The 21,205-nt window shown below is 61.4% G+C and carries 19 protein-coding genes; all 19 read left to right on the forward strand.

The features are described from left to right. The first annotated feature begins 7 nt into the window (after positions 1-7). The 19 genes from BLW55_RS00385 (at position 8) to BLW55_RS00475 (ending at position 21,118) form a co-directional block, all read left to right on the forward strand. Complete coding sequence (locus tag BLW55_RS00385) at positions 8-625, forward strand: NADH-quinone oxidoreductase subunit C (protein ID WP_007007902.1); 618 nt, start codon at positions 8-10, stop codon at positions 623-625. Further along, a complete protein-coding gene (locus BLW55_RS00390; RefSeq protein WP_090325870.1) occupies positions 622-1,812 on the forward strand; it encodes an NADH-quinone oxidoreductase subunit D in 1,191 nt (396 codons plus the stop codon). Before BLW55_RS00385 ends, BLW55_RS00390 begins: the two co-directional genes overlap by 4 nt. Continuing rightward, positions 1,813-2,946: an NADH-quinone oxidoreductase subunit E gene (locus tag BLW55_RS00395; RefSeq protein ID WP_090325873.1), complete on the forward strand. Its 1,134-nt coding sequence runs from the start codon at positions 1,813-1,815 to the stop codon at positions 2,944-2,946. Between the two features lie 11 nt (positions 2,947-2,957). Next, on the forward strand, positions 2,958-4,262 hold the full coding sequence (nuoF, locus tag BLW55_RS00400; protein WP_090325877.1) for an NADH-quinone oxidoreductase subunit NuoF: 1,305 nt from the start codon (positions 2,958-2,960) through the stop codon (positions 4,260-4,262). 48 nt (positions 4,263-4,310) lie between these two features. Beyond that, positions 4,311-6,392 carry an NADH-quinone oxidoreductase subunit NuoG gene (nuoG, locus tag BLW55_RS00405; protein ID WP_090325879.1) on the forward strand — a complete coding sequence of 694 codons (2,082 nt, stop codon included), beginning with the start codon at positions 4,311-4,313 and terminating at the stop codon, positions 6,390-6,392. 6 nt (positions 6,393-6,398) lie between these two features. Continuing rightward, a complete protein-coding gene (gene nuoH / locus BLW55_RS00410; protein ID WP_007007897.1) occupies positions 6,399-7,442 on the forward strand; it encodes an NADH-quinone oxidoreductase subunit NuoH in 1,044 nt (347 codons plus the stop codon). Between the two features lie 43 nt (positions 7,443-7,485). Further along, positions 7,486-7,977, forward strand: coding sequence for an NADH-quinone oxidoreductase subunit NuoI (nuoI, locus tag BLW55_RS00415; protein ID WP_065817666.1), 492 nt, complete (start codon positions 7,486-7,488; stop codon positions 7,975-7,977). A 122-nt stretch (positions 7,978-8,099) separates the two neighbouring features. Beyond that, a complete protein-coding gene (locus BLW55_RS00420; RefSeq protein ID WP_065817665.1) occupies positions 8,100-8,720 on the forward strand; it encodes an NADH-quinone oxidoreductase subunit J in 621 nt (206 codons plus the stop codon). Positions 8,721-8,725: 5 nt separating this feature from the next. Next, a complete protein-coding gene (gene nuoK / locus BLW55_RS00425; RefSeq protein ID WP_025030250.1) occupies positions 8,726-9,034 on the forward strand; it encodes an NADH-quinone oxidoreductase subunit NuoK in 309 nt (102 codons plus the stop codon). 10 nt (positions 9,035-9,044) lie between these two features. Beyond that, positions 9,045-11,030, forward strand: coding sequence for an NADH-quinone oxidoreductase subunit L (gene nuoL / locus BLW55_RS00430; RefSeq protein ID WP_007007894.1), 1,986 nt, complete (start codon positions 9,045-9,047; stop codon positions 11,028-11,030). Between the two features lie 3 nt (positions 11,031-11,033). Then, a complete protein-coding gene (locus BLW55_RS00435) occupies positions 11,034-12,548 on the forward strand; it encodes an NADH-quinone oxidoreductase subunit M (protein WP_007007893.1) in 1,515 nt (504 codons plus the stop codon). 15 nt (positions 12,549-12,563) lie between these two features. Beyond that, the gene (gene nuoN / locus BLW55_RS00440) at positions 12,564-14,000 is read left to right on the forward strand and encodes an NADH-quinone oxidoreductase subunit NuoN (protein ID WP_090325881.1); all 1,437 of its coding nucleotides are present in this window, start codon (positions 12,564-12,566) and stop codon (positions 13,998-14,000) included. A gap of 3 nt (positions 14,001-14,003) precedes the next feature. Beyond that, positions 14,004-14,828 carry a biotin--[acetyl-CoA-carboxylase] ligase gene (locus BLW55_RS00445; protein ID WP_007007891.1) on the forward strand — a complete coding sequence of 275 codons (825 nt, stop codon included), beginning with the start codon at positions 14,004-14,006 and terminating at the stop codon, positions 14,826-14,828. Between the two features lie 13 nt (positions 14,829-14,841). Further along, positions 14,842-16,545: a ribonuclease J gene (locus BLW55_RS00450; RefSeq protein WP_090325884.1), complete on the forward strand. Its 1,704-nt coding sequence runs from the start codon at positions 14,842-14,844 to the stop codon at positions 16,543-16,545. Positions 16,546-16,594: 49 nt separating this feature from the next. Then, positions 16,595-16,999, forward strand: coding sequence for a methylmalonyl-CoA epimerase (mce, locus tag BLW55_RS00455; RefSeq protein ID WP_090325887.1), 405 nt, complete (start codon positions 16,595-16,597; stop codon positions 16,997-16,999). A gap of 7 nt (positions 17,000-17,006) precedes the next feature. Next, complete coding sequence (locus BLW55_RS00460) at positions 17,007-17,276, forward strand: DUF1467 family protein (RefSeq protein ID WP_007007888.1); 270 nt, start codon at positions 17,007-17,009, stop codon at positions 17,274-17,276. A gap of 463 nt (positions 17,277-17,739) precedes the next feature. After that, positions 17,740-19,071: a proline--tRNA ligase gene (gene proS, locus BLW55_RS00465; RefSeq protein ID WP_090329835.1), complete on the forward strand. Its 1,332-nt coding sequence runs from the start codon at positions 17,740-17,742 to the stop codon at positions 19,069-19,071. 47 nt (positions 19,072-19,118) lie between these two features. Further along, positions 19,119-20,432, forward strand: coding sequence for a lipoprotein-releasing ABC transporter permease subunit (locus BLW55_RS00470; protein WP_090325889.1), 1,314 nt, complete (start codon positions 19,119-19,121; stop codon positions 20,430-20,432). Further along, entirely contained in the window at positions 20,432-21,118 is a 687-nt protein-coding gene (locus tag BLW55_RS00475; protein WP_007007885.1) for an ABC transporter ATP-binding protein, read from the forward strand. Before BLW55_RS00470 ends, BLW55_RS00475 begins: the two co-directional genes overlap by 1 nt. Positions 21,119-21,205 lie beyond the last annotated feature (87 nt).

Consider the following 21,205-nt stretch of genomic DNA (forward strand, 5'->3'; position numbering starts at 1 on the left):
GGCGGATATGAGCGAAGCGCTGAAGGACCTGGCGGCCTACGTCACGGAAAAGCTCGACGCGCAGATTCAGGATGCGGTCGTCGCCTATGGCGAGCTGACCTTCCTGGTCGAGCCGGGCGACATCGTCGATGTGCTCAATTTTCTGAAGAACGACGTCCAGTGTCAGTTCTTCGCATTCGTCGACATTTCGGGCGCGGACTACCCCTCGCGCCAGAAGCGTTTCGAGGTGGTCTACCATCTCCTGTCGCCGCGCCAGAACCAGCGCGTCCGCGTGAAGCTGTCGACGGATGAGGACACGCCAGTGCCGTCCGCCATCGAAGTGTTTCCGGCCGCCAACTGGTTCGAGCGCGAAATTTACGACATGTACGGTGTTCTTTTCACCGGGCATCCGGACCTGCGGCGCATCCTCACCGACTATGGTTTCGAGGGCCACCCGCTGCGCAAGGACTTCCCGCTGACCGGCTTTGTCGAGGTGCGCTACGACGACAATCTGAAGCGTGTCGTCTACGAACCCGTCGAGTTGCGACAGGAATTCCGCAATTTCGATTTCCTTTCGCCATGGGAAGGCACGGACTATGTGTTGCCGGGCGATGAAAAGGCGAAAGAGCAGGGCGGCTCCAAATGACCGAACACTCCGTACGCAACTTCAACATCAACTTCGGCCCGCAGCATCCGGCTGCGCACGGCGTTCTGCGCCTCGTTTTGGAGCTCGACGGCGAGGTGGTCGAGCGCGTTGATCCGCATATCGGCCTGCTGCATCGCGGCACCGAAAAGCTGATCGAGCACAAGACCTATCTGCAGGCCGTGCCTTATTTCGACCGGCTCGATTATGTCGCGCCGATGAACCAGGAACATGCTTTTGCGCTGGCCGTCGAACGGCTGATTGGCATTGACGTGCCGATCCGCGGGCAGCTCATCCGCGTGCTCTTTTCCGAGATCGGCCGCATTCTGAACCATCTCCTGAACGTCACCACGCAGGCGATGGACGTGGGCGCGCTCACCCCGCCGCTGTGGGGCTTTGAAGAGCGCGAAAAGCTGATGGTGTTTTACGAGCGCGCCTGCGGCGCGCGCATGCACGCGGCCTATTTCCGTCCCGGCGGCGTTCATCAGGACATTCCAGATGAGCTCGTCGAGGACATCGGCAACTGGATCGAGCCGTTCCACAAGACGGTCGACGATCTCGACAGTCTTCTGACCGGTAACCGCATCTTCAAGCAGCGCAATGTCGATATCGGCGTCGTGACGCTGGAAGACGCGTGGGCCTGGGGATTCTCGGGCGTCATGGTGCGCGGTTCGGGCGCTGCATGGGATTTGCGCAAGAGCCAGCCCTATGAGTGCTATCCGGAGATGAATTTCGACATCCCGGTCGGCAAGAATGGCGACTGCTATGACCGCTATCTCATCCGCATGGAAGAGATGCGCCAGTCGGCGAAGATCATGCGCCAGTGTGTCGACCGTCTTCTCGGCACGGAGCGTGTGGGGCCGGTCTCCAATACCGACGGCAAGATCGTCCCGCCCAAGCGTGGCGAGATGAAGCGGTCGATGGAAGCGCTGATCCATCACTTCAAGCTCTACACTGAAGGCTACCACGTCCCCGAAGGCGAGGTTTATGCCTGTGTGGAAGCGCCCAAGGGCGAGTTCGGCGTCTATCTGGTCTCCGACGGTTCCAACAAGCCCTATCGCTGCAAGCTGCGCGCGCCGGGCTTTGCTCATCTCCAGGCCATGGATTTCCTGTGCCGCGGCCATCTTCTGGCCGACGTCGCCGCCGTGCTTGGCTCCCTCGACATCGTGTTTGGTGAGGTAGACAGATAAATGTCAGTCCGCCGTCTCGCAGACGAAGCCGTCCAGCCCGAGAGCTTCGCTTTTTCCCGTGCCATGAACGGGGAAGTGAAGCGCTGGCTGGGCAAATATCCGAAGGACCGCAAGCAGTCGGCGGTGATCCCGCTTTTGATGCTCGCGCAGGAGCAGGAAGGCTGGGTCACGCGCGCCGCGATCGAGCATGTGGCAGACATGCTGGACATGCCGCTGATCCGTGTGCTCGAAGTGGCGACCTTCTACACTCAGTTCCAGCTCGCCCCCGTTGGCACCCGCGCCCACATTCAGGTCTGCGGCACCACGCCCTGCATGCTGCGCGGCTCCGGCGAACTGATCGATCTGTGCAAGAAGAAGATCAATCCCGAACCCTTCCACCCCAATGCCGACGGCACGCTGTCGTGGGAGGAGGTGGAGTGTCAGGGCGCCTGCGTGAACGCGCCGATGGTCATGATCTTCAAGGACACCTATGAGGATCTGACGCCCGAGCGCCTTGAAGAAATCATCGATGCGTTCGAAGCGGGCAAGGGTGACACGATCAAGCCCGGTCCGCAGATCGACCGCATCTATTCGGCTCCTGCCAGTGGCCTCACGGCGCTGACCGATGAAAAGGCCGTCACCGGCAAGACGAAGACGAAGGCCGGCAGCAGGGCGAAAGCCGCAGGCACCGAGGTGCCGCCGTCGCGCGCTGCCAAGCCCGACACTTCTGCGGCCGAAACTGATCCGGCCATCAAGTCGCCGTCGCCGGTCAAGGCGGACAACGGAAAAACTTCTGCAGCCGCTGCTGTCTCGTCCAGCTCCGCGCCGAAGAAAAAAACCGCCGCGGCGAAAAAGGCGGAAAAGCCGTCGCTGGAAGACAAGAACCGTCCGGTTGGCATTGATCGTCCGGCAGAGCCCGATGACCTCAAGATGATTTCCGGCGTCGGCCCGAAGATCGAGGGCATTCTGCACGATCTCGGCATCTTCACCTTCGACCAGGTTTCGAAGTGGAAAAAAGCCGAGCGCGAATGGGTCGACGGTTATCTGAGCTTTCATGGCCGCATCGAGCGCGAGGACTGGGTCAAACAGGCCAAGGCGCTCGCCAAGGGCGGCGAAGCCGAATACATCAGGGTTTTCGGCAAGAAGCCGAGGTGAGGGACTGAGCCATGCTCCAGGATAAAGACCGCATCTTCACCAATATTTACGGCCAGTTCGACCGTTCCCTGAAGGGGGCGCAGTCGCGTGGGCTCTGGGACAACACCAGGGGGCTGATCGACAAGGGCCGCGACTGGATCATCAATGAGATGAAGGCATCGGGCCTGCGCGGGCGCGGTGGCGCCGGCTTCCCGACCGGTCTCAAATGGTCGTTCATGCCCAAAGAGCCGGGCGACCGCCCGCATTATCTGGTGGTCAATGCCGACGAATCGGAGCCGGGCACCTGTAAAGACCGCGACATCATGCGCCACGACCCGCACACGCTGGTCGAGGGATGCCTGATCGCCGGCTTCGCCATGGGCGCGCATGCGGCCTATATCTATGTGCGCGGTGAGTTCATCCGCGAGCGTGAGGCGCTCGAGCGTGCCATCGCCGAGTGCTACGAGGCGGGCCTGCTCGGCAAGAACAACAAGTGCGGCTGGGACATGGACATTTACGTCCATCACGGCGCGGGCGCTTATATCTGCGGTGAGGAAACGGCACTTCTCGAAAGCCTTGAAGGCAAGAAGGGCCAGCCGCGTCTCAAGCCGCCATTCCCTGCGAATGTCGGCCTCTATGGTTGTCCGACCACCGTGAACAACGTCGAATCCATCGCCGTTGCGCCGACCATTCTGCGTCGCGGTGCTTCGTGGTTCTCCTCCTTCGGGCGTGAGAACAACAAGGGCACGAAGCTCTTCTGCATTTCCGGCCACGTTAACACGCCGTGCACGGTGGAAGAGGAGATGTCGATCCCGTTCCGCGAGCTGATCGAGCGCCATTGCGGCGGCATCCGCGGCGGCTGGGACAATCTTCTGGCGGTCATTCCCGGCGGCTCTTCGGTGCCGCTGGTGCCGGCCAGTGAGATCATCGATACGCCGATGGATTTCGACAGTCTACGCGAACTGAAATCGGGTCTCGGCACCGCCGCCGTGATCGTGATGGACAAGTCCACCGACATCGTGAAGGCGATTGCGCGGCTCTCCTATTTCTACAAGCACGAGAGCTGCGGCCAGTGCACGCCGTGCCGTGAAGGCACCGGCTGGATGTGGCGCGTGATGGAGCGTCTGGTCATCGGTCAGGCTCAGAAGCACGAAATCGACATGCTGCTCGACGTGACGAAGCAGGTGGAAGGCCACACGATCTGTGCCCTTGGCGATGCGGCTGCATGGCCGATCCAGGGCCTCGTGCGTCATTTCCGCCCGGAGATCGAGCGGCGCATCGACGAGTTCACCCGCAACGCGCATCAGGCCCGGCCGGCGCTGGTGGCGGCGGAATAAAAGTGAAGGTTTGCTCCGGAAGGGGCGAGAGGTAAGCGGACAGCGACCATGGCAAAATTGAAAGTCGACGGCACGGAGATCGAGGTACCCGATCACTACACGCTGCTGCAGGCCGCCGAGGAGGCGGGCGCGGAGGTGCCGCGCTTCTGTTTTCATGAGCGTCTGTCGATCGCCGGCAACTGCCGCATGTGTCTGGTGGAAGTGAAGGGCGGACCGCCCAAGCCGGCCGCATCCTGCGCCATGGGCGTGCGCGATCTGCGCCCTGGCCCCAATGGCGAACTGCCGGAAGTTTACACCAACACGCCGATGGTCAAGAAGGCCCGCGAAGGTGTGATGGAGTTCCTGCTCATCAACCATCCGCTCGATTGCCCGATCTGCGATCAGGGCGGCGAGTGCGACCTGCAGGACCAGGCGATGGCCTTTGGCGTGGATTCTTCGCGCTACAAGGAAAACAAGCGCGCCGTCGAAGACAAATATATCGGACCGCTCGTCAAGACGATCATGACGCGCTGCATCCACTGCACGCGCTGCGTCCGTTTCACAACCGAGGTGGCGGGCATTTCCGAGCTCGGCCTGATCGGCCGTGGCGAGGATGCCGAGATCACCACCTATCTCGAAGAGGCGATGACGTCCGAGCTTCAGGGCAATGTGATTGACCTGTGCCCGGTTGGCGCGCTGACCTCGCGCCCCTATGCGTTCCAGGCGCGTCCGTGGGAGCTCAGCAAGACACAGTCCATCGACGTGATGGATGCGGTCGGTTCGGCCATCCGCGTTGATACGCGTGGCCGCGAGGTGATGCGCATCATGCCGCGCATCAACGAGGCGGTGAACGAGGAGTGGATTTCCGACAAGACCCGCTTCATCTGGGACGGCCTGCGCACGCAGCGCCTTGACCGCCCCTATGTGCGCAGGGACAACCGCCTGCAGCCGGCCTCGTGGGGCGAGGCGTTCGACGCCATTGCAAAAGCTGTGACGAAGGCTCAGCCGGAAAAGATCGGCGCAATCGCCGGCGATCTTGCAGCCGTCGAGGAAATGTACGCACTCAAGGCGCTGATGCAGTCGCTCGGCTCCCAGAATTATGACTGTCGCCAGGATGGCGCAGTGCTTGATCCGGCGCTTGGGCGTGCGGGCTATCTCTTCAACCCGACGATTGAGGGCATCGAGGAGGCCGACGCGCTTCTGATCGTCGGCGCCAACCCGCGTTTCGAGGCGTCGGTTCTCAACGCCCGCATCCGCAAGCGCTGGCGCATGGGCGATTTCCCCATTGGCGTCATCGGCGAGATGGGCGACCTGCGTTATGATTACGAGCAACTCGGCGCTGGCGCCGAGACGCTCAAGGAACTTGCCGAAAGCAATGGCAAGTTCGCTTCGGTCCTTAAGAAGGCCAAGCGTCCGATGATCATCGTGGGGCAGGGGGCTCTGGCCCGCTCCGACGGTGCGGCGATCCTCGGTCTCGCGGCAAAGCTTGCCGGATCGGTCAAGGCAGTGTCTGCCGAGTGGAACGGTTTCGCCGTTCTTCACACTGCCGCAAGCAGGGTCGGCGGTCTCGATCTCGGCTTCGTGCCCGGTAAAGAGGGCAAGGACGTAAAGGGCATGATGGGCGCGATGGACGTGCTCTTCCTGCTCGGCGCCGACGAGATCGACATGAACGCGATCGGCGACGCCTTTACCGTTTACATCGGCACCCATGGCGATGCCGGTGCACACCGCGCCGATGTCATCCTGCCGGCAGCCACCTATACGGAAAAGTCCGGCACCTATGTGAACACCGAGGGCCGGGTTCAGACGACCAACCGCGCCGGTTTCGCGCCGGGCGAGGCCAAGGAAGACTGGGCCATTCTTCGGGCGCTGTCCGATGTGCTTGGCCACAAGCTGCCTTTCGATTCACTTGGCGCCCTGCGCGCAGCGCTTTATGCCGATTTCCCGCATTTCGCGGCCATCGATGCCGTAGCACCCGCCGATACAGGTGATGTCGAGAAGCTTGCGAAGCTTGGCGGACGGCTTACGAAAGCTCCCTTCGCCTCTGCGGTGAAGGATTTCTATCTCACCAATCCGATTGCCCGCGCCTCGGCCGTGATGGCCGAATGTTCGGCGCTGGCGCGTGGCGAACTGAAACAGGCGGCCGAGTAGAGACGAATGGATACCTTCTTTTCAACCTACGTCCTTCCGGGGCTTCTGATCCTTCTGCAGTCGGTGGCGATGATCGTCATCCTCCTGATCTTCGTCGCTTATATCCTTTACGCCGACCGCAAGATCTGGGCCGCCGTGCAGCGCCGCCGGGGTCCGAACGTGGTCGGCCCGTGGGGCCTGTTCCAGGCGTTTGCCGATCTCTTCAAGTTCGTCTTCAAGGAGCCGGTCATCCCGTCCGGCGCCAACAAGGGCGTCTTCCTGCTGGCACCGGTCGTCGCCTCGGTTCTGGCGATTGCCGCATGGGCGGTGATCCCGGTCAATGAAGGCTGGGCGATTGCCAATGTGAACATCGGCATTCTCTACGTCTTCGCCATCGCGTCGCTGGAAGTCTACGGCGTGATCATGGGCGGCTGGGCCTCCAACTCGAAATATCCGTTCCTCGGTGCGCTGCGTTCGGCGGCACAGATGGTCTCCTATGAAGTCTCCATCGGCTTCGTGATCGTCACCGTCCTGCTCACGGTCGGCTCGCTCAACCTGACCGACATCGTGCTTGCGCAGGGTGATGGTCTCGGCACCATGCTTGGCCTGCCGAACACGTTCCTCGACTGGAACTGGCTCGCGCTGTTCCCCATGTTCATCGTGTTCTTCATCTCGGCGCTCGCCGAGACGAACCGTCCGCCCTTCGACCTGGTGGAGGCTGAATCCGAGCTCGTGGCCGGTCACATGATCGAGTATTCCTCGACGCCGTTCCTGCTCTTCTTCCTCGGCGAGTATGTGGCAATCGTCCTGATGTGTGCGCTCACCACCATCCTGTTCCTGGGTGGCTGGCTGCCGCCGCTCGACTTTGCTCCCTTCACCTGGGTGCCGGGCGTCATCTGGTTCGTGTTGAAGATGTGCATGGTCTTCTTCATGTTCGCTTTGGTGAAGGCTTTCGTGCCGCGCTACCGCTACGATCAACTGATGCGCCTTGGCTGGAAGGTGTTCCTGCCGCTGTCGCTCTTCATGGTCGTTGCCACCGCGGCCTTCCTGAAAATCACGGGGATGGCATGACGACGACTGTTTTCATCCCTGAAACACGCTTCGGAGAAAATCGATGAGTGCGCTTGCACAGGCAGCCAAATCGCTGCTTCTCAAAGAGTTCGTCGGGGCTGTCATCCTGTCCATGCGGCAGTTCTTTGCGCCGAAATACACGCTGAACTACCCACATGAAAAAGGCCCGGTCAGCCCGCGCTTCCGCGGCGAGCATGCATTGCGCCGCTATCCCAATGGCGAGGAACGCTGCATTGCATGCAAGCTGTGCGAGGCGATCTGCCCGGCCCAGGCCATCACCATCGAGGCGGGGCCCCGCCGCAATGACGGCACGCGCCGCACGGTGCGCTACGACATCGACATGGTGAAGTGCATCTATTGCGGCTTCTGCCAGGAGGCCTGCCCTGTTGACGCCATTGTCGAAGGGCCGAACTTCGAGTTCGCGACGGAAACGCGCGAAGAGCTTTACTACGACAAGGACAAGCTGCTCGCCAATGGCGACCGGTGGGAGCGGGAACTGGCGCGCAACATCGCGCTGGATGCGCCATACCGGTGACGGTTTGACCCGTGGACGGGGGCGGGGCGCCCGTCTAAACGAAACATAGTGAATGCCCGGCGTGCCGGGTTTCTTGAAAAGCCGGAGCGCTCTGCTTCGGCAGGCTAGGTACCGAGGGAACCATGCTGACAGGACTTGAGGCGATTTTCTTTTATCTGTTCGCCTTCCTAACCGTGGCGGCGGCCTTTATGGTCATTTCCGCGCGCAATCCCGTGCATTCGGTGCTCTACCTGATCGTCGCGTTCTTCAACTCGGCCGGTCTCTTCCTTCTGACGGGCGCCGAGTTTCTGGCCTTCATCATGCTGGTCGTCTATGTCGGCGCGGTTGCCGTGCTGTTCCTGTTCGTCGTCATGATGCTGGATGTGGACTTCGCGGAGCTGAAGCGCGGCGCGCTGCAGTATGCGCCGGTCGGTGCGCTGGTGGGCATCATCCTGGCCGCAGAGCTGATCATCGTTCTCGGCGGTTACGCCTTCGCGCCGGAGCTTTCGGGCGAGGTTGCCCAGCCCACGCCGCCGATCGATGTGCGCCACAACACGGCAGCGCTCGGCGACATTCTCTACACCGATTACATCCATTTCTTCCAGATCGCCGGCATGGTGCTGCTGGTGGCCATGATCGGCGCCATCGTGCTGACGCTGCGCCACAAGGAAAACGTCAAGCGGCAGAACATCTCTGTCCAGGTGGCGCGCACGCCTGAAACGGCGATTGAAATCAAGAAAGTCGAAACGGGCGAGGGCCTCTGATCATGCTGGAAATCGGCATCGCACACTATCTGACCGTCTCGGCCATCCTGTTCACGCTCGGCGTGTTCGGCATCTTCCTGAACCGGAAGAACGTCATCATCATCCTGATGTCGGTCGAGCTCATCCTGCTTGCGGTCAACCTGAACTTCGTCGCCTTCTCCTCGGTTCTTGGAGATCTGGTTGGCCAGGTTTTCGCGCTTTTCGTTCTCACCGTCGCGGCGGCGGAAGCCGCGATCGGACTTGCCATTCTCGTCGTCTTCTTCCGCAATCGCGGCACCATCGCCGTCGAAGACATCAACATGATGAAGGGCTGAGCATACGGCCATGTATCAAGCGATCGTATTTCTCCCGCTTATCGGCTTTCTGATCGCCGGGCTGTTCGGCCGCTCTATCGGCGCGAAGGGATCCGAGCTGATCACCAGCGGCTTCATGGTCATTGCCGCGCTTTTGTCCTGGGTGGCCTTCTTCACGATGGCCATGGGCAGCGGCGAGGCATTCACCGTGCCGCTTCTGGCCTTCATCACCTCGGGCAATCTGGATGTGAGCTGGGCGATCCGCGTCGACACGCTGACTGCCGTCATGCTGATCGTGGTCAACACGGTTTCGGCGCTGGTTCACATCTATTCGATCGGCTACATGCACCATGACCCGCATCGGCCGCGCTTCTTTGCCTATCTGTCGCTGTTCACCTTCGCCATGCTCATGCTGGTGACCTCCGACAACCTGATCCAGATGTTCTTCGGCTGGGAAGGCGTGGGTCTGGCCTCCTATCTGCTGATCGGCTTCTGGTTCAAGAAGCCCTCCGCCAATGCCGCGGCCATCAAGGCGTTCGTTGTCAACCGCGTGGGCGATTTCGGCTTCCTGCTCGGTATTTTCGGCGTCTACATGCTGTTCGGTTCGGTGAACTTCAGCACCATCTTCGCCAACGCCGCGACCTATCTTCCGGCTGAAGGCGCAGAGGCCGGCGAGCCCGTGCTCACCTTCCTCGGCTACGCGCTCGACAAGGGCGGCGCGCTGACGGCGATCTGTCTTCTTCTGTTCATGGGCGCCATGGGCAAGTCGGCACAGGTGCCGCTGCACACCTGGCTGCCCGACGCCATGGAAGGCCCGACCCCGGTTTCCGCACTCATCCACGCCGCCACTATGGTGACGGCAGGTGTCTTCATGGTCGCGCGCCTGTCGCCGATCTTCGAGCTGTCGCACACGGCTCTCACGGTCGTGACCTTCGTCGGCGCGTTCACGGCTTTCTTTGCCGCGACCGTCGGTCTGGTGCAGAACGACATCAAGCGCGTGATCGCCTATTCGACCTGTTCGCAGCTCGGCTATATGTTCGTCGCGCTGGGCACCGGCTTTTACAGCGCGGCCATCTTCCACCTCTTTACGCACGCCTTCTTCAAGGCGCTTCTGTTCCTTGGGTCCGGTTCGGTCATTCATGCCGTCTCCGACGAACAGGACATGCGCAAGATGGGCGGTCTCAGGAAGCTGATCCCGCAGACCTACTGGATGATGATCATAGGCACGATCGCGCTGACCGGCGTGGGCATTCCGCTGACGGTCATCGGTACGGCAGGCTTCTTTTCCAAGGACGCCATAATTGAAGGTGCCTTCGCGGCGGAGAACTATTTCGCGACGTTCTCATTCATCCTGCTCACCGTGGCGGCCGTCTTCACCAGCTTCTACTCCTGGCGTCTGATCTTCATGACCTTCCACGGCAAGCCGCGCGCTTCCGCCGATGTGATGCACCATGTGCATGAATCGCCGCTGGTCATGCTCGTGCCGCTTTTCATCCTGGCCGTTGGCGCACTCTTTGCCGGCGTTGCCTTCAAGGAGTTCTTCGTCGGCCACGAGTATGAGCATTTCTGGAAGGGTGCGCTCTTCACGCTGCCGGACAACCACATGCTGGAAGAGTTCCACCACGTGCCCGTCTGGGTGAAGCTTGCTCCTTTCGTCGCCATGCTTCTCGGCCTCTATGTCGCCTGGGTTTACTACATCCGTTCGCCCGAGCGTCCCAAGCAGTTGGCCAGGCAGTTCAGCGGGCTTTACGCCTTCCTGCTCAACAAGTGGTATTTCGACGAGCTCTATGACTTCCTGTTCGTCCGTCCGGCCAAGCGCCTCGGCCACTTCCTCTGGAAGAAGGGCGACGGCATGGTCATCGACGGTCTCGGCCCGGATGGCATTTCGGCCCGTGTGGTCGATGTGACCAACCGGATCGTCAAGCTGCAGAGCGGCTATCTCTATCACTACGCCTTCGCCATGCTCATCGGCGTTGCTGCCCTCGTTACCTGGATGATGCTCGGAGGCACGTTCTAAGCCATGACCGACTGGCCAATTCTTTCCACGGTCACCTTCCTGCCGCTGGTGGGTGCGCTTCTCATCCTCCTGATCCGGGAGGACGGTGCCGGTGCGCGCCGGAACATTCGCAATGTCGCGCTTCTTACGACGGTTTTCACCTTCGTCCTGTCGCTCTTCATCTGGATCGGCTTCGATGCGTCGACCCCTGGGTTCCAGATGGTGGAAAAGCAGGAATGGCTGGGCTCCGGCATTTCCTATCACATGGGTGTCGACGGCATCTCCATGCTGTTCGTCATCCTGACAACCTTCCTCATGCCGCTATGCGTTCTGGCAAGCTGGGAGGCGGTGGAGCACCGCGTCAAGGAATACATGATCGCGTTCCTCATTCTGGAAACGCTCATGATCGGCGTGTTCTGCGCGCTCGACATCGTGCTCTTCTATGTCTTCTTCGAGGCAGGCCTCATTCCGATGTTCATCATCATCGGTGTCTGGGGTGGCAAGCGGCGCGTCTATGCGAGCTTCAAGTTCTTCCTCTACACGCTGCTCGGCTCCGTGTTGATGCTGCTCGCCATGATGGCGATGTACTGGCAGGCCGGAACGACGGATATCCCGACGCTTCTGACCCACGTCTTCCCCGAGGGCATGCAATACTGGCTATGGGTGGCCTTCTTCGCCTCCTTCGCGGTCAAGATGCCCATGTGGCCGGTCCACACCTGGCTGCCCGACGCGCACGTTGAAGCGCCTACGGCAGGCTCGGTCATCCTTGCGGGCATCCTGTTGAAGATGGGTGGCTATGGCTTCCTGCGCTTCTCGCTGCCCATGTTCCCGGTCGCCTCCATCGACCTGGCGCCGTTGGTCTTCACCCTGTCGGTCATCGCCATCATCTACACCTCGCTGGTGGCGCTGATGCAGGAGGATATCAAGAAGCTGATCGCCTATTCGTCGGTCGCCCATATGGGCTTCGTCACTATGGGTATTTTCGCCATCAACGAGCAGGGCGTGCAGGGCGCGATCTTCCAGATGCTCTCGCACGGCCTCGTCTCGGGGGCGCTCTTCCTGTGTGTCGGCGTCATCTATGACCGCATGCACACACGCGAGATCGCGGCTTATGGCGGGCTGGTCAACAACATGCCCAAATACGCCACCGTGTTCATGATCTTCACCATGGCGAATGTGGGCCTGCCGGGCACCAGCGGCTTCGTCGGCGAGTTCCTGACGCTTCTGTCGGTGTTCAAGGTCAACACCTGGGTTGCGCTCTTTGCCACCACCGGCGTCATCCTGTCGGCGGGTTATGCGCTCTGGCTCTATCGCCGGGTTGTGTTCGGCTCGCTGACCAAGGAGAGCCTGAAGGGCATGCTCGACCTCTCCGCACGCGAGAAGCTGATCCTCTACCCGCTTGTGGTGCTGGTCATCTTCTTCGGTGTCTACCCGGCACCGATCCTCGATGCGACGGCGGTTTCGGTCGAAGCACTTGTGAACAATGTCTCCCTGTCGGCCGACATGGCACGGGAAGCGGCAACGGCTGCCGCGCAGTAAACGGATTGAAAGCGAATGACGCCTGATCTGACGATAAGCCTGATCCTTGCAACGCCGGAGCTGATCCTGGCGGTGGGCGCTATGGCGCTCCTGATGGTCGGTGTCTTTTCCGGCCCCCGTGCCAATTCCACCGTCACCGGCCTTGCGGTCGCGCTTCTGGTCGCCGTGATGGCGCTGATGGTGATCTTCCCGGCCGATGGCCGCGCCTTCGGCGGTGCCTTCGTAAGCGATGCGTTCGCCCGCTTCATGAAGATCCTGACGCTGGTCGGCTCCGTTGTGACGCTCGTCATGTCGGTCGGTTTTGCCAAGGCGGAGAAGTTCGACAAGTTCGAGTTCCCGGTTCTCATCATGCTGGCCACATTAGGCATGATGCTGATGATCTCGGCCAATGACATGATCGCGCTCTATCTTGGCCTCGAGCTTCAGTCGCTCGCACTCTACGTCGTTGCCGCCATCAACCGCGACAGCGCACGCTCTACCGAGGCGGGCCTGAAATACTTCGTTCTCGGCGCTCTCTCTTCGGGCATGATGCTTTACGGCATTTCGCTGGTCTACGGCTACACCGGCAACACCGGCTTCGACGTCATCGCCGCAACGCTCACGGGTGCCGAACGCCAGCTCGGTCTCGTCTTCGGTCTCGTCTTCGTGCTGGCGGGGCTCGCTTTCAAGATTTCCGCTGTTCCGTTCCACATGTGGACGCCGGACGTCTATGAAGGCGCTCCCACGCCGGTCACCGCCTTCTTCGCCGCCGCACCCAAAATGGCTGCCATGGCGCTTCTGGTGCGTGTCACCATGGGGGCGTTCGAACCGATTGCCAGCGACTGGCAGCAGATCATCGTGTTCGTGGCGATTGCCTCAATGATCCTTGGCGCGTTTGCGGCCATTGGCCAGCGCAACATCAAGCGCCTCATGGCCTATTCCTCCATCGGCCATGTGGGCTATGCCCTTGTCGGGCTTGCCGCGAATTCCGAGGCCGGCGTCAAGGGCGTGGCGATCTACATGCTGATCTATCTGGCCATGACGCTCGGCACGTTTGCCGTCATCCTGGCCATGCGCCGCAATGACGCGAATGTCGAGCAGATCGACGATCTGGCGGGCCTCTCGTCGACCAATCCGATGATGGCGACGATCATGACCATTCTCATGTTCTCGCTGGCAGGCATTCCGCCGCTCGCGGGCTTCTGGGGAAAATGGTACGTGTTCCTCGCGGCCATCGACGCCAAGCTCTATGCGCTTGCAGTGATCGGTGTGGTCAGTTCCGTGGTCGGCGCATTCTACTATCTGCGCGTTATCAAGATCATGTGGTTCGACGAATCGGCGGGCGGCTTCCAGCCCATGGCGGGCGAACTACGCTTCGTCATGCTTCTGTCGGGCGCCTTTGTGCTGCTCTACGTTTTGATCGGCGGCCCTGTCGGGCGCTTTGCCGAGGCCGCCGCAAAGACCTTCTTCTAGGTCATGGCCTTTCGTCTGGCGCCGTCGGCGGAAACGGCCGGTTATCGGCTGGAAGCCCATGAGAGCGTCGGCTCCACCAATGCGCTGGCGCTCGATCATGCGCGCGCCGGCGACCCGGGCAATCTCTGGGTTGTCGCCTCCAGGCAGGAGAGTGGGCGAGGGCGTCGCGGCCGTGAATGGGCGACACCGCCCGGCAATCTTGCAGCCACGCTCCTGAATGTCGGTCATTTCGAGCCGGCGACGGCGGCCACGCTCGGCTTTGTTGCCGGGCTCGCCCTCTCCGATGCGCTTCTGGCAGTGGTGCCGGAAAAGCGCATTGCGGTTGCTGCCGATGGCGGTGACATGCCGGGCGGGCGCTTTGCGCTCAAATGGCCGAACGACGTTCTGGCCGACGGGGCGAAGCTTTCCGGCATTCTGCTGGAATCGGCCATTCTTCCAGATGGCCGCTTTGCGATTGCGGTTGGTATCGGCGTCAATGTCGTCTCCCACCCGGACAATACACCTTACCCGGCAACCTCGCTCAGCGCTCTGGGGTTCGGCGGTGACGCAGGCGATCTCTTCCTTGCGCTTTCGGACGCCTGGGTCGATAACAGTCGCCTTTGGAATGGCGGGCGCGGGCTCGATGCCATTCGCAGCCGCTGGCTGAAGCGGGCGGCGGGGCTTGGCACTCAGGTGTCCATCCGTGTCGACGGCCGCGTGGCGCGCGGCACATTCGAAACCATCGACGAGGCCTGTCGCTTCGTTATCCGCGAAGCGGACGGTTCATTGTTGAGAATTGCAGCAGGCGACGTGCATTTTGGCGCGGTTGCTTCTGCGCAGGCAGATTAAGAGAAGGGGACCCATGGCGCGTTCCAGCACAAAGAAGCCGGCCAAGAGCGGCGATCTGAAGAATGCCGAGCTGGTTTTCTGCCCGCTTGGCGGTGTCGGCGAGATCGGCATGAATTTTGGCCTCTATGGTTTTGGGCCCGCCGGAAAGCGCGAGTGGATCGTTGTCGATTGCGGCGTCACCTTTCCGGGGCCGGAGCTTCCGGGCGTTGATCTGGTTCTGCCCGACATCAGCTTCATTCGCGGTGAGGTCGACCGGCTGCGCGGCATCGTCATCACCCACGCGCATGAAGATCACTACGGCGCGGTGCTCGATCTCTGGCCGCTGCTCAAGGCTGATGTCTGGATGACGCCTTTTGCCGCCGGGCTTCTGGAAGCCAAGCGCCAGTCCGAATCCGGCGCACCCGATGTGCCGGTGAAGATATTCAGGGCCGGCGAAACCTTCGAGGTCGGTCCGTTCAGCATCGAGGCCGTTGCCGTCGCGCACTCCATTCCCGAGCCGGTTTCGCTCGCCATCTCGACCCCGCTCGGCAGGGTGGTGCATACGGGCGACTGGAAGATCGACCCGGCTCCCGCCATCGGCCCCAAGACCGACGAGGCACGCTTCCGCGCGATCGGCGATGAAGGCGTTCTGGCGCTGGTCTGCGATTCCACCAACGCCATGCGCGAAGGCGAATCGCCCACCGAACAGGCCGTTGGCGAGGGGCTGAAGGAAGTGATCGAGGCGGCGTCAGGCCGTGTCGTCGTCACCACCTTCTCCTCCAATGTGGGCCGCATTCGCTCCATTGCGGAAGCAGCGCGCGATGCCGGTCGCCAGCTTCTCGTGCTCGGTCGCTCCATGAAGCGCGTCATCGATGTGGCGACGGAACTCGGCTATCTCGACGGGCTGCCGGACTATCTGGACGAGGACGAGTTCCAGCACGTCCCGCGCGACAAGGTCGTGGTGCTTTGTACCGGAAGTCAGGGAGAAAGCCGCGCCGCACTCGCCAAACTCGCCCGCGACGAGATGCGCAATGTGGCGCTGACGGCAGGCGACACGGTCGTCTATTCCTCGCGCCTCATTCCCGGCAATGAAAAAGCGGTTCTGGAAACCAAGAACCGACTGATCGAGATGGGCATCGAGATCATCGAGGATGACGACGCGCTGGTTCATGTTTCCGGCCACCCCCGCCGCAGCGAATTGAAGCGCATGTATTCCTGGGTGCGTCCGCAGATCCTCGTGCCGGTGCATGGCGAGGCCGCGCATCTGGTGGCGCAGGGCTCGCTGGGAGCGATGGAAGGCATTCCAGAGGTCACGCAGGTGCGCAATGGCGACATGCTGCGCCTTGCGCCCGGGCCGGCCGAAATCATTGGCGAGGTCCAGCATGGCCGTTTCTTCAAGGATGGCCGGCTTCTCGGCGACGACGAGGAGATGGGCATCCGCGATCGCCGCAAGCTTTCCTATGCGGGCCATGTCGTGCTCAATGTCGTGCTTGATGATCGTTTCAATCTTGATGGCGACCCCGACATCGTCTCCATCGGCGTTGCCGAGCGCGATGCACAGGGGGAACTGCTCGAGGACATCATGCTGGACGCAGCATCCGGCGCCGTGCGCAGCATTCCGCGCAACCGCCGCAAGGATCTCGACCTGGTGTCGGAATCGGTCCGGCGTGCCGTGCGCAATGCGGCAAATGCCGCATGGGGCAAAAAGCCCATTGTGACCGTATTCGTCACGCAATAAGCAGGGGCGGGGTGGAAAGACCCCGCCGCATTGCAGGAGAGGCAGGCCGATGCTCGGAAAGCTCAATCACGTGGCGATCGCCGTGCCGGACCTTGAAAGAGCGTCTGCCCTATACCGCGATACGCTGGGCGCCTGCGTCTCTCGCCCGCAGGCTCTGCCCGAGCATGGTGTTACCGTGGTTTTCGTAGAGCTCGACAACACCAAGGTCGAGCTGCTGGAGCCGCTTGGCGAGGGATCACCGATTGCCGGCTTTCTCTCGAAAAACCCGGACGGCGGCATGCATCACATATGCTACGAGGTGGCCGATATCATTGCCGCGCGCGACCGATTGAAGGCGGATGGTGCGCGCATCCTCGGAGACGGAGAGCCGAAGACCGGCGCCCATGGAAAGCCGGTCCTCTTCCTTCATCCAAAGGATTTCGCCGGCACTCTCGTGGAACTCGAACAGGTCTGAGGTTCTGATGAGCTGGATTTCTCTTTTGGCCGTTTTCTTCATCGTCTGGTGGACGGTGCTCTTCATCGCGCTGCCGTTCGGTCTGCGCACGCAGGAAGAAGACGGCGAGGTGACGCTTGGCACCACCGAAAGCGCGCCGCGCGGGCCGCACATGCTGCGCGCCCTGATCCGCACCACGATCATCGCCGTGGTGATCTGCGGTCTCCTGATCCTTGTGACACGGGGTCTTGGTTATTCGTTCGACGATATTCCAAGGGTCATTCCGCGTTTCGACTGACGCAATCTGCGGCAGTCATGCGACAACCGCTTCGGCGCGGCGCGGGCATCTCCTGAAGACATCGGGGAATGGGCTTGGCCCAAAAAAAATGCAAGGCCAAGAGGCCTTGCTAACTCAACGCGTCCGATCCTTTACCGTATCATCGTCGGCGGCTGCGTGTAACCGCGCCTGGACCGCATCCTCCCAAGACTTTGACCGCGTGGTGAGGATGAATTTTCAGCTTCACCCTCTTGTTATGGGAGGGCACCATAGAGCAAGTTGAGACGAAATGTCACGAGGAAAATCGCGTTTGAAATGCATTGTTATCAAATCCGCGTGCAGCCGCCCTTTTGTGTGGCGAGCGGAGGCCGGTGCATGGCTTCGGCTTTTCAATTCATTGCGAAATGGTTAAGACACCGGCCCTGAACCATTTGTCACTTTGATTCCGAACAGGCTCGTCCGAGCCGCTTCAATGGATGCGTTTATGCGACTGTCGCGCTACTTTCTGCCGATCCTGAAAGAAACACCTCGTGAGGCCGAAATCGTCTCGCATCGTCTGATGCTGCGGGCCGGCATGATCCGCCAGCAGGGCGCCGGAAGCTTTTCCTGGCTGCCGTTGGGCAAGCGTGTTCTCGACAAGGTCAACCAGATCATCCGCGAGGAGCAGAACCGGGCAGGGGCGCAGGAAATCCTGATGCCGACCATCCAGTCTGCCGATCTTTGGATGGAGAGCGGGCGCTATGACGATTACGGTAAGGAGATGCTGCGCATCACCGACCGGCACGAGCGCAAGATGCTCTACGGTCCCACCAATGAAGAGATGGTGACGGACATCTTCCGCTCCTACGTGAAGTCCTACAAGGATTTGCCGCTCAATCTCTATCACATCCAGTGGAAGTTCCGCGACGAGGTGCGCCCGCGTTTTGGCGTGATGCGTTCGCGCGAATTCCTGATGAAGGACGCCTATTCCTTCGATCTCGACTTCGAGGGCGCAAAGGCCGCCTACAACCGCATGTTCGTTGCCTATCTGCGCACATTTGCCCGCATGGGGCTGCAGGCGATCCCTATGCGCGCCGACACCGGCCCCATCGGCGGCGACCTGAGCCACGAATTCATCATTCTCGCTTCCACCGGCGAGAGCGAGGTGTTCTGCCGCAAGGAGTTCCTTGAACTTCAGGTGCCGGGCGCGGATGTCGATTTCAGCGATGACGCGGAGATCGCCGACATCGTCACCACCTGGACGACGCCTTATGCGGCGACCGAAGAGATGCACGACGAAGTCGCCTGGAACGCTGTTCCCGACGATGAGAAGGTTTCTGCGCGCGGCATCGAGGTCGGCCATATTTTCCACTTTGGGACCAAGTATTCCGAGCCCATGAACGCGACCGTCACCGGTCCGGACGGCAAGGAGCATCATGTGTCTATGGGATCCTACGGCATTGGCCCGAGCCGCCTTCTGGCGGCCATCATCGAGGCGAGCCATGACGAGAACGGCATCATCTGGCCGGAGAGCGTCGCGCCCTTCGATGTGGGCCTGATCAACATGAAGGTGGGTGACGAAGCCTGCGATCGCATCTGCGAAGAGCTTTATGGAAAGCTGCAGGCCGCGGGCAGGGACGTGCTCTATGACGATACGGACCAGCGCGCCGGCGGCAAGTTTGCCACTGCGGACCTGATCGGTCTTCCCTGGCAACTGGTGGTTGGCCCGCGTGGTGTCGCCAATGGCGAGGTGGAGCTCAAGAACCGCGCTTCCGGCGAACGGGTCTCCTTGTCGGTCGAAGACGCGCTCAACCGCCTTGCTCAGGGTGCTGCATGAGGCGGCGCCGCGATTTCTGTTTGCGCAAAAGCCTTTGAGGTCGAGCCATGAGTGAAGCCGCCACAAGCGGAGAAACCGCGCAGAGCGCCCCGGGAAAACCCCTGGGCGCCGGACCGTTCTCCCGTTTCGAGCGGCTGATCGCCTGGCGTTATCTGCGGTCGCGCCGCAAGGAGACGGTGATCTCGGTGATCGCCTCGATCTCCTTCATCGGCATCATGCTGGGTGTTGCAACGCTGATCGTGGTGATGGCGGTGATGAATGGTTTTCGTGCCGAACTGCTGACCCGCATTCTGGGCGTCAACGGCCATCTCATCGTGCAGCCGATCGACATGCCGATGGATGATTATGAGGCCGTTGCCAGCCGCATTGAGGGCGTTGAGGGCGTGCGCCTCGCCTTGCCTATGGTTCAGGGGCAGGTTCTCGTTTCCGGCCGCAGCGGTGCCGGTACGGGCGCCGTGGTGCGCGGTGTGCGTGCTGACGACCTGTCCCGTCTCGAACTGGTTTCCGACAACATCAAGGACGGCTCGCTGGTCGGCTTCGCTGCCGGCGAAGGACTGGCGGTCGGCTCGCGCATGGCGCAGAATCTCGGCCTGACGGTCGGCGATTCCGTGACGCTGGTCGCCCCCGAGGGCGACATCACCCCCTTCGGCACCACGCCGCGCGTGAAAACCTATCCGATCTCTGCGACCTTCGAGATCGGCATGTCGGAATACGATTCCTCCATCATCTACATGCCGCTCCAGGAGGCACAGCTCTATTTCAATGCAGAGGGGCTCGTACAGTCGATTGAACTCTTCGTCGACAATCCCGATGCCGTGGATACGCTGCGGCCGAAGGTCGAGGAGGCCGCTCAGCGCCCCATCCTTCTCTCCGACTGGCGCCAGCGCAACAGCACCTTCTTCTCCGCGCTCGAAGTGGAGCGCAACGTCATGTTCATGATCCTGACCATGATCGTGCTTGTTGCCGCGCTCAACATCATTTCCGGTCTGGTCATGCTGGTGAAGGACAAGGGGCACGACATTGCCATTCTGCGCACCATGGGTGCCACCAGCGGCGCCATCATGCGTATCTTTCTGATGACCGGTGCAGCGATCGGCGTTGCCGGCACAGTTGCCGGCGTGATCCTCGGTGTCGTCATTTGCTGGAACGTGGAATCGATCCGCCAGTTTTTCTCATGGCTGTCGGGCACCACGATCTTCGATCCCGAACTCTATTTTCTGAGCCAGTTGCCGGCCAAGATGGAAGCGGGCGAGACGGTGGCTGTCATCATCATGGCGCTGGTCCTGTCCTTCGTGGCGACGCTCTTTCCTGCCTGGCGGGCTTCCCGGCTCGATCCGGTCGATGCGCTGAGGTATGACTGATGGCGGGACCAATTCTCGAACTCAAGGGCATCGAGCGCAGCTACCGCGAAGGCGAGGGCAGGCTCACCATCCTCAAGGATGCCGCGTTTTCACTGAAACCGGGAGAGATGGTGGCGCTCGTCGCACCGTCGGGCGCCGGCAAGTCGACGCTGCTTCACCTCGCCGGCCTTCTCGAGGCGCCGGACGCGGGCGAGGTCACCATCGCCGGACGGGCCTGCGGGCGGCTTTCCGATGACGCGCGCACGGCGATCCGCCGCAACGAGATCGGCTTCGTTTATCAGTTTCATCATCTTCTGCCCGAGTTCTCCGCCGAGGAGAACATCATGATCCCGCAGATGATCACCGGCATGGCGCCGGCCGAAGCGAAGCAACGGGCAGGGCAGCTGCTCGACTATCTGCGTGTCGGCCACCGTGCGAGCCACCGGCCGGCCGAACTTTCCGGCGGCGAGCAGCAGCGCGTGGCCATCGCCCGCGCGGTTGCCAATGCGCCGCGCGTGCTGCTTGCTGACGAGCCGACTGGCAATCTCGATCCCAGAACGGCAGGCTATGTGTTCGATGCGCTTGAGGCGCTGGTGCGCCAGTCCGGCCTTGCCGCGCTGATCGCCACCCACAACCATGAGCTGGCCGCGCGAATGGATCGGGTCGTGACACTGGACGGCGGCAAGGTCGTTCCCTGGAAGGGCTAACTCCCACTCCTCCGCCAGCGCAACACAAACCGGCATCGCACCGCTGTCGAACCTCTACCGAAAACCCGTTGGATTAACCCCGCGTAA

It is taken from the genome of Nitratireductor aquibiodomus (genome assembly GCF_900105565.1).
Classification (GTDB): domain Bacteria; phylum Pseudomonadota; class Alphaproteobacteria; order Rhizobiales; family Rhizobiaceae; genus Nitratireductor; species Nitratireductor aquibiodomus.

Excerpts from the sequence above, each read along its gene's own strand:
- BLW55_RS00450 (WP_090325884.1), top strand. The coding sequence starts at position 14,842 with ATGGCGCGTTCCAGCACAAAGAAGCCGGCCAAGAGCGGCGATCTGAAG.
- nuoI (WP_065817666.1), top strand. The coding sequence starts at position 7,486 with ATGAGTGCGCTTGCACAGGCAGCCAAATCGCTGCTTCTCAAAGAGTTC.
- BLW55_RS00435 (WP_007007893.1), top strand. The coding sequence starts at position 11,034 with ATGACCGACTGGCCAATTCTTTCCACGGTCACCTTCCTGCCGCTGGTG.
- nuoH (WP_007007897.1), top strand. The coding sequence starts at position 6,399 with ATGGATACCTTCTTTTCAACCTACGTCCTTCCGGGGCTTCTGATCCTT.
- BLW55_RS00390 (WP_090325870.1), top strand. The coding sequence starts at position 622 with ATGACCGAACACTCCGTACGCAACTTCAACATCAACTTCGGCCCGCAG.
- BLW55_RS00475 (WP_007007885.1), top strand. The coding sequence starts at position 20,432 with ATGGCGGGACCAATTCTCGAACTCAAGGGCATCGAGCGCAGCTACCGC.
- proS (WP_090329835.1), top strand. The coding sequence starts at position 17,740 with ATGCGACTGTCGCGCTACTTTCTGCCGATCCTGAAAGAAACACCTCGT.
- BLW55_RS00470 (WP_090325889.1), top strand. The coding sequence starts at position 19,119 with ATGAGTGAAGCCGCCACAAGCGGAGAAACCGCGCAGAGCGCCCCGGGA.
- BLW55_RS00395 (WP_090325873.1), top strand. The coding sequence starts at position 1,813 with ATGTCAGTCCGCCGTCTCGCAGACGAAGCCGTCCAGCCCGAGAGCTTC.
- BLW55_RS00385 (WP_007007902.1), top strand. The coding sequence starts at position 8 with ATGAGCGAAGCGCTGAAGGACCTGGCGGCCTACGTCACGGAAAAGCTC.
- nuoG (WP_090325879.1), top strand. The coding sequence starts at position 4,311 with ATGGCAAAATTGAAAGTCGACGGCACGGAGATCGAGGTACCCGATCAC.
- nuoF (WP_090325877.1), top strand. The coding sequence starts at position 2,958 with ATGCTCCAGGATAAAGACCGCATCTTCACCAATATTTACGGCCAGTTC.
- BLW55_RS00460 (WP_007007888.1), top strand. The coding sequence starts at position 17,007 with ATGAGCTGGATTTCTCTTTTGGCCGTTTTCTTCATCGTCTGGTGGACG.
- BLW55_RS00445 (WP_007007891.1), top strand. The coding sequence starts at position 14,004 with ATGGCCTTTCGTCTGGCGCCGTCGGCGGAAACGGCCGGTTATCGGCTG.
- mce (WP_090325887.1), top strand. The coding sequence starts at position 16,595 with ATGCTCGGAAAGCTCAATCACGTGGCGATCGCCGTGCCGGACCTTGAA.
- BLW55_RS00420 (WP_065817665.1), top strand. The coding sequence starts at position 8,100 with ATGCTGACAGGACTTGAGGCGATTTTCTTTTATCTGTTCGCCTTCCTA.
- nuoL (WP_007007894.1), top strand. The coding sequence starts at position 9,045 with ATGTATCAAGCGATCGTATTTCTCCCGCTTATCGGCTTTCTGATCGCC.
- nuoN (WP_090325881.1), top strand. The coding sequence starts at position 12,564 with ATGACGCCTGATCTGACGATAAGCCTGATCCTTGCAACGCCGGAGCTG.